The sequence below is a fragment of the Candidatus Paceibacter sp. genome (assembly GCA_013360865.1).
GTDB lineage: Bacteria > Patescibacteriota > Minisyncoccia > UBA9983 > UBA9983 > SURF-57.
In genome coordinates this window covers 1-8,260 of the sequence record JABWAS010000024.1, presented here as the reverse complement: position 1 = coordinate 8,260, position 8,260 = coordinate 1, and the positions used below count along the sequence as shown (strand labels likewise).

The 8,260-nt window shown below is 39.4% G+C and carries 6 protein-coding genes and 1 pseudogene; 6 read left to right on the top strand and 1 reads right to left on the bottom strand.

The features are described 5' to 3' along the window. The 6 genes and pseudogenes from dinB to HUT38_04095 all read left to right on the top strand — a co-directional run. A partial coding sequence (gene dinB, locus HUT38_04120; protein NUQ57639.1) for a DNA polymerase IV occupies window positions 1–1,073 on the top strand: 1,073 nt, incomplete at its 5' end. Window positions 1,074–1,291: 218 nt separating this feature from the next. Continuing rightward, the gene (locus tag HUT38_04115) at window positions 1,292–2,578 is read left to right on the top strand and encodes a methyltransferase domain-containing protein (protein ID NUQ57638.1); all 1,287 of its coding nucleotides are present in this window, start codon (window positions 1,292–1,294) and stop codon (window positions 2,576–2,578) included. A gap of 61 nt (window positions 2,579–2,639) precedes the next feature. Then, window positions 2,640–4,205 (top strand): hypothetical protein, encoded by a 1,566-nt coding sequence (locus HUT38_04110; GenBank protein ID NUQ57637.1) that lies wholly within the window; start codon window positions 2,640–2,642, stop codon window positions 4,203–4,205. A gap of 88 nt (window positions 4,206–4,293) precedes the next feature. After that, window positions 4,294–5,388: a radical SAM protein gene (locus HUT38_04105; protein NUQ57636.1), complete on the top strand. Its 1,095-nt coding sequence runs from the start codon at window positions 4,294–4,296 to the stop codon at window positions 5,386–5,388. A gap of 242 nt (window positions 5,389–5,630) precedes the next feature. Continuing rightward, a complete protein-coding gene (locus HUT38_04100; GenBank protein NUQ57635.1) occupies window positions 5,631–6,209 on the top strand; it encodes a hypothetical protein in 579 nt (192 codons plus the stop codon). A 209-nt stretch (window positions 6,210–6,418) separates the two neighbouring features. Then, window positions 6,419–7,971: pseudogene (locus HUT38_04095) on the top strand (CTP synthase). A gap of 57 nt (window positions 7,972–8,028) precedes the next feature. Here the strand turns inward: HUT38_04095 and HUT38_04090 are convergent. Further along, a partial coding sequence (locus tag HUT38_04090) for a Sua5/YciO/YrdC/YwlC family protein (protein ID NUQ57634.1) occupies window positions 8,029–8,260 on the bottom strand: 232 nt, incomplete at its 5' end.

Here is an 8,260-nt window from a genome sequence, read left to right as displayed (position 1 = left end):
TGAAGATAATCGCTCATATAGATATGGACGCGTTTTTCGCGGCCGTGGAAGAACGGGACCGTCCGGAAATCAAAGGCCGGCCGGTTGCGGTCGGCGCGGACCCCGCCGGCGGAAACGGACGTGGCGTGGTTTCCACCGCCAATTACGCCGCAAGGAGGTACGGCATTTTTTCCGCCACGCCCATAAGCAAAGCCTGGAGGCTTTCGGAAAAAGCGAAAAAGGAAGGCAAACCGCCTGTCGTGTTTTTGGCGGTTGATTTTGAAAAATACAACAAAGTCTCGGAAAGAATAATGAAAATAATTTCCGAACATTCGCCGAAAGTGGAGCAGGCGAGCGTGGACGAAGCTTATTTTGACCTTTCGGAAACCGGCTCTTACGAGAGAGCGGAAGAAATTTGCCGGAAAATCAAAAAAGAAATCCGCCGTAAAGAAAACCTGACCGCTTCGGTGGGAATCGGGCCGAACAAGCTGATAGCCAAAATCGCTTCCGGCTTCCAAAAGCCGGACGGCCTTACCGCGGTGAAAGAAAAAGACGCGGAAGACTTTTTGGCGGAAATGCCAGCTAGTGCTTTGCCCGGGGTCGGGCCAAAGACGGAAAGTTTGCTGAAAAGCAAAGGGGTGGAAAAAATAAAAGACCTGCGGAAATTTTCCAAAGAGGAACTGGAAAAGATGCTCGGCAAATGGGGAGCCGGTCTGTACTATAAAGCGCGCGGACTCGGGGAGACCGAGCTGGAAACGGAACATGAAGCCAAATCCATTGGCGAGCAGGAAACGTTCGCCCGCGACACGCTGGCCGCCGATTTTATTTTTGGAAAGATGGCGGAACTATGCGGAAGAGTTTTTGACCGCTTCCGAAAAAGCGGCTTCAGAAGCTTTAAGACAGTCGGCATAACGGTCCGCTTTTCCGATTTTGAAACCAAAACCTCGGCTCACACGGTATCGGAACCGGCAAACTCTTTGGACACGCTGAAAAAAGAAACCATGAAATTGCTGATGCCGTATCTGGACAGCCGCAAAAATCCGAAAAAGAAAATTATCCGTCTCCTTGGCGCGCGGGTTGAAAAGCTGGAATAAATATGCTTTAATTATAATTAATAAAATGAAAACAGCATCGAAATTCAGATTCGCGAAATTTTCCGACAAGGGCGAAATAGCCGCCCGAGTTGTTTAATTTTTATTTCCAAGCGCCGTTTGGCGCTTTTTTTGTATAAACTTGCTTGTATTGTAACAATATGACCAGACTAGTTCACTTTTTAACGTTTCTAAGCACAAAAATAATTTTTAAACTCTTTTTGAATTTTAAAGTTTACGGCAAAGATAATTTAAAAATTATTAAAGGGTCATCGGCCATATTTACCAGCAACCACGAAAGTTATTTCGACCCATTTATTATTTCTTCCGGATTGTCGCTCTTTTCTAGATTCCACCCAATCCATTATCTTGCCGAGGAAAGTCTTTTTGATACTTTTTGGGGCAAGCTTTCAAAATTAGGCGCGCCAATCCCAGGTTATCTAAAAAACGGAGTTGATCATGCCACCAAGGAACCGTTGAAAATTCTTTGGAAAGGCCAATCTGTCGGAATTTTTCACGAGTGGTGTTATAAGACACACCCCTTGATTGAAAGGATGGATAAGTTAATAATTTTATTGAATCAAGAGACAAACAAACCAATTATTCCGGTTTATATTTTTGGAATAGAAGGTTTAACATGGAGAAAAATTTTTTCACGGCACGATAAAGTTTTGATTTTTTATGGCAAAACTTTTCACATAGATCATAAATTATCCGAGGATGGGAAACGTAAACAATTTCACGGCGAGTTGCGCAGAGCAAAAATTGAACTACTTGATATAATAGATCAGGAAGAAAAAAAATTTTGGGCGAATTACGGTAAGTTATATCATCACATAGAAGGTGTAAGGCCTTACAAAGAACTAATGGATGTTTTTGGGAAAAATCTGACTACTAACGGCGAATGGCTTGATTTGGGGAGCGGTTCTGGTGGAGTAGTTGATTTATTAAAAAGCAAGGCACAAGGAAATAATTTTAAAATAATAGCTTCGGATTTTGATCCTGGTTTTATAAAACAACTTAATAAAAGATTTAACGAGGAAAGTAATATTGAGGTTCGAGAATTAAATATTTGCGACAAAATTTTTTTTGAAAATAGCAGATTTGATGGTGTAACTGCCAATCTGGTTCTCCCGTATATAATCCATTACGACGAAGAAGTTGGCATAATGGCCTTCAAGAAAATAATGGCGGAGATTTTCAGGATATTGAAACCGGGCGGTCAGTTTATATGGTCAAGCCCCAAAAAGAACGTAAAATTCTTTAAGGTTTTTATCGCTTCCAGAGAAAAAGTTTTTGGTTTTGACAACAAAGAGCAATTATTTTACGGGCCAGCTCTTTTGAAGCAGGCAATGACAATTCAAGATAAAGGCAAAAGAAATATTTATCATTTTATGGAAACGGAAGATCTGATAAATATTTTGTCTGAAACGGGTTTCCAGGAAATTAAAATTGAAAAAGCGATGGCAAAACAGATAAATGTCATAAATTGCAAAAAACCTGTATAATGGTTTTGTGATAGACACGTCCAATATAGTTTTATTTTTAGTTTCGCTAGTTAACCTCGCTTTGTCCGGCGTAAGCATATTCCGTAGCTCATCGGAAAAATCCGGCAAGGCTTATTCTTTATTTGCCTTGTTTGTTTCTCTGTGGACTTTTGGTTTAGCCATGTTCCGTTATTCTAGTTTTGACAGCGGTCTTTACTGGGCGATTTTCTATTACATAAGCGCCGCTCTTACCGTAAACTCTTTTTTATATTTCTCTCTTTATTTTTTGGACAAAGGCAAAATAAAATCAAATTACTGGACGCATTTGTTGATGAATATACCAATAACAGTAATCATAATACTACTGCTATTTAATATTAATTTTGTAAAAAATTATGAACTTAAGAGTTGGGGAAAGGAAATAAAATTAGGTTCTTCTTATTTTTTTTATATTTTGTACATACTTATATATTCTTGTGCCTCTTTTCTTATTTTGAATAAAAGGTACATGAGTTCGGAAGGTTTGGAAAAAATGCAATTTAAATTTGTTCTTGTTGGTACAATGGTCGCTTTTACATTTGGTATAATATTCAATCTAATTTTACCAATTTACACCTATAAATTAATATGGATAGGTCCCTTTTTCTCTCTTTTTATGGTTGTAATGATTGCTTACGCTATCATGAAACATCATCTTATGGACATTAAAACTATAATGTCTGAGTTGTTTATCGGCATACTGATGGTGGTTTTGTTTATTAATATTTTCTTTTATGAGAACATGTTAGATTTGTGGTTTAGAATAGGAATATTTTTGTCAACATCTCTTTTTGGCTATTTTCTTATAAGGAGTGTTTTCAAAGAAGTCCGCGCACGGGAGGAGATTGAGGAATTGGTGGAGAAACTGGAGTTTGTCAATTTAAGATTGAGGCAGCTGGATGAAGCCAAGTCTGACTTCATTTCCATCGCTTCACATCAGCTTCGGACGCCGCTGACGGCCATAAAAGGCTACGCCTCAATGATATTGGAAGGCAGTTACGGCAAAATACCGGAGAAGACAAGGCTGGTAGTGGACAAAATTTACCAGTCGGCCCAGAGACTGGTTGTCATTATCGGCGACTTTTTGGATATTTCCCACATAGAACAGGGCACAATGAGTTATGATTTTTCAAGCATGGATGTGAAAGAATTGGTAGCGTCTTTAATGGGAGATTTTAAAGCCATTATAGAGAATTCTCCCGACAAGGTCAATAAAATAAAGCTGGAATTTTTCGCCGATGAGAAAGAAAGTTGCTACATAAACGCCGACCACAACAAAATCCGCCAAATAATTTCCAATCTTATAGACAATTCCATAAAGTACACGCCGGCCGGATTCGTCAAGGTATTTTTATCCAGGATCCCGGAGTCAGGCGCGGTTTTGCTTAAAGTGGAGGATTCCGGAATCGGCATGTCTGGGGAAACGATGGCCAATCTGTTCAGGAAATTCGGTCGCGCCAAAGGGCTTTCCAGTCTTTACGCCAACGGTTCCGGCCTCGGCCTATACGTCGCCAAAGAAATAATCAAGGCCCATAAGGGCAAAATTTGGGCGGAATCAGACGGCGAAGGAAAGGGCTCAAGATTTTTCGTGGAGCTGCCGGGGAGATAAAATGTTTGACTTTTGTCTCCCCGCGTAGTAGATTATAAATAGAAAATATTGGAGTTCTTTAATATAATTTAAATAAAATTTTATAAAAATGGGGGGGCGAAATATGAATTTGTTGACACAGAAAAAAGGGAATTTAAATGCAAAAGACAAAAATGAAAATAGTATCCCGAGGATGACAGCGTGGTTCACCATAAACAGAAGTTGTAATCTTAGATGTAATTGGTGCTATGCCAAAATGACCGGTTTTAACATTAAGGATTCTATGAGCATGGAAACTGTTAATAAGTGCACGATGTTATTTAAGGATATTGGGCTTGACTCAGTTATTTTGATTGGAGGCGAGCCGACTATACATAAGCATTTCCTTGAAATCATTAGAACAGTTACCGAAAACGGACTTAAGGTTTATCTGGTGTCGAACGCATTAAAGTTTTCCGATCCTGTGTTTTTAAAGCAATCTATAAAGTTCGGATTAAAAGCGATGACAGTTTCTTTAAAAGCATCAAATTCTCAAGATTATAAAAATTTCACGGGCAGAGATGTCTTTATGCAATTAACAAAAGCAATTTACAATATAGGTAATGAAGAAATTCCTTTTGTTATAAATGTGACTGTTTGTGAAGATTTGATAGATAATTTTGATGAAATGATAGACATGGTTGATAGAAGTAATGCTAGGACTTTTTCTGTTGATACTGGAAAGCCGATAATTATAGATGAAAAAACTTATGTTGATGGAATGGGTGACCCAAAGCGAATGGCTGTTTTTTTCATGGATGTTTATCCAAAAATGAAAAAGATGAAAATTAGGCCGTCCTTAAAAATTGCAATACCATTCTGCCTTTTTCCTAAAAATTTTATAGATGATTTGATAGCTGATGGAAATATTATGACAGGATGTCAAATGGCAAGAGGCAGGGGAATAATAATAGATCCCGGCGGAAATTTAATTTCTTGTAATCATCTTTGCAATGTTTCATTGGGTAGGATTGGGGATGATTTTCAAAACAAGAATGAATATGTTGATTTTAGAAAAAGAAAGGAGGTAAAAGAATTTTATAAAACAGCAAATTCTTGCCCGCATGAACTTTGTGTTAATTGTCAGTATTGGCCGGTTTGCGGGGCTGGTTGTAAATTGTACTGGCTTCACTATGACCCCAAAATTTTTATAAAAGGGTTTTAATTATGAAAAACACGAAAGCAAATTTGTTTTTTGAAAAATTATATAAGGGGTCTAAATTAAATCCGCAACGTCACTTTAAGGGAATAAAACTTAAAAACTCATCCGAAGAGGATAATATATGCGATTGTTGCAGTGATGACGGATGTGGCAGTGATGATTGTTGCGGGTTTAACTGAAAACCTTGTATAATAAAGGTGGAGATTGGTTAGTATTAATTTCCACCTTTATTTTTTATGAACAATATGAATAAATTAATTAAGTTTACATACAATAAGTTAATAGATAAAGAAATTTGGCAAAGATATAATAATTTTATTAACCTAAATAAATCTATCTGGGGCAGGAAAATTCCAAATATAAAAAATATCATATTAATTAATCAGATTGATTTTGATATAAATTCGGAAGAAATAACAATCGCTTATGATAAAATTTTTAAAATACCACCATTTAAAATGGAGGGGTATATAGTTACAACCCCATTCTCCATGATTAATGATGATGGGATTTTTAGTAAAGAAAAAGGAATTATTTATTATTCCATATATAACTTATTTGGCTACCCACCCTCTGTAGTCATTGCCCATGAAATATTTCATATATATTTTGAAAAATATACCGAAAGAAAAATTGATAACTATGACGAATCAAAGGAATACTTTACAGTCATATTAAATGACATTTTTAAAAATGATGTTAGCAAGGGTTACCCGGAGCACCATGTAGTACGGGATAAAATTTTGAAAGAATGGCAAAAAACACGTTCAATTGATGAATGTATAAGAATTATTGATAAAAAATGGAAAAATGAAAAGCTATAACAAAAATAAGTAAAAATAATCACCGCCCATAAGGGCAAAATTTGGGCGGAATCGGATGGTGAAGGCAGGGGCTCAAGATTTTTCGTGGAATTGCCAGGCGGGAGCGAAACGTCTTTTTAAATCAATCTCTTTATTTTTTCTCCATCTGTTTTTTAATATATTTTTCTGTTGCCGGATGATTCGCGGATTGTTAAAATGAAGGTAATTTTATGAGGACGAAATATATTTTCGTGGTGGGCGGAGTTATGTCCGGAGTCGGAAAGGGCGTGGCTTCGTCGTCCGTCGCCAATATACTCCAATCTCGCGGCTTCAAAGTAACCTCGGTAAAAATAGACCCCTACGTCAACGTGGACGCCGGCACCATGAACCCGACCGAGCACGGGGAGGTTTTTGTGTTAAACGACGGCATGGAATGCGATCAGGACATGGGAAACTACGAGAGGTTTCTGAATAAAGATATTTCAAGCGCTAATTACATGACGACCGGAAGCGTGTACCAGTCCGTAATAAACAAAGAGCGGGCGCTGGAATACGGCGGCAAATGCGTGGAGGTGGTGCCGCACATCCCGATGGAGGTGATAAACAAGCTGGACAACGCTCTCAAGACCAACAAGGCTGAAATTGTAATAACGGAAATCGGAGGCACGGTTGGCGAATACCAAAACATTTTATTTTTGGAAACTGTTAGGATGCTCAAGTTGAAGAAAGCGCAGGATGTTTTACTTATTTTGGTCAGTTTTTTGCCGTCCGTCAGCGAGCACGGGGAGCTCAAAACCAAGCCGACGCAGCATGCCGTCAAAACGCTCAACTACGCCGGACTACAGCCGGACATAATAATAGCCAGAGTAAATTCCAAAATTGACGACAAGAGGAAAGAAAAAATCGCCTTCAATTGCGGCATGAAGGAGGAGGACATAATTTCCGCGCCCAACGTGGACAGTATCTACGAGATACCGCTTAATTTTGAGAAAGACAAGATAAGCGACCTTGTCGCCAAAAAACTTAAAATAAAACCGCGCGGCAAAGATATGAAGGAATGGACGAAGTTGGTGGATAAAATAAAAAACGCCTCCGAACCGATAAAAATCGGCATTGCCGGAAAATATTTCGCCACTGGCGATTTCGTCCTTTCCGACGCTTATCTTTCCGTGATAGAGGCGGTTAAGCACGCGGCGTATCATTTCAGCAAAAAGCCGGTCATAGAATGGTTGAACGTGGAAGAATTTGAAAAGACGGAAAATTTACCGAAATTAAAAGAATACGATGGAATAATTATTCCGGGCGGCTTCGGCAACAGGGGGGTGGGGTGGAGTTTGCCAGGCACGTGGCGGGATTAAAAGGCGCGCACACCACCGAGGTCAACTCAAAAACCCCGTATAATGTGATAGACATCCTGCCCGAACAAAAAGAAAAAATGGCCAAAAACGACTACGGCGGTTCAATGCGCCTCGGCGCATACGATGCGGCGGTAAAGAAGGGCACTATCGCTTATTCCGCCTATGGCAAAGATAAAATTTCCGAACGCCACCGCCACCGCTACGAGGTCAATCCCGATTACATAGAAAAATTGGAAGAAAAGGGGATTGTTTTCTCCTGCCAGTCGCCGAGCGGCAAACTGATGGAAATAGCCGAACTTCCGCAAAATATCCATCCCTTCTTCCTTGGCGCCCAATTCCATCCCGAATTCAAATCCCGCCCCCTCTCCCCGCACCCGTTGTTTTTGAAACTCATCGAAGCGGCGATGGAAAAAACCATTGCATAAATAAGAAAATAAAAAATGTCCGCAAATCGGGACGACCGTTGTAAAATGCGGACTTTTTTATTTTCTTAACTCAATGATTTTGTCGCCCTCTATTTTTATCAATTTTGACGGGGAGCTTTCAGCTTTTCCCCCGTCCAGATAAAAGTCAACCTTGTCACCGAAATATTTTTCCGCTGCATCAATCGTCGTTGCCGGAGGCATCCCTTCCAAATTGGCGCTGGGGGCGACCAGCGGACCGGTTTGAGAAATTAAATCTCGCAAATATTCATCATTCGGCAGACGAAAAGCC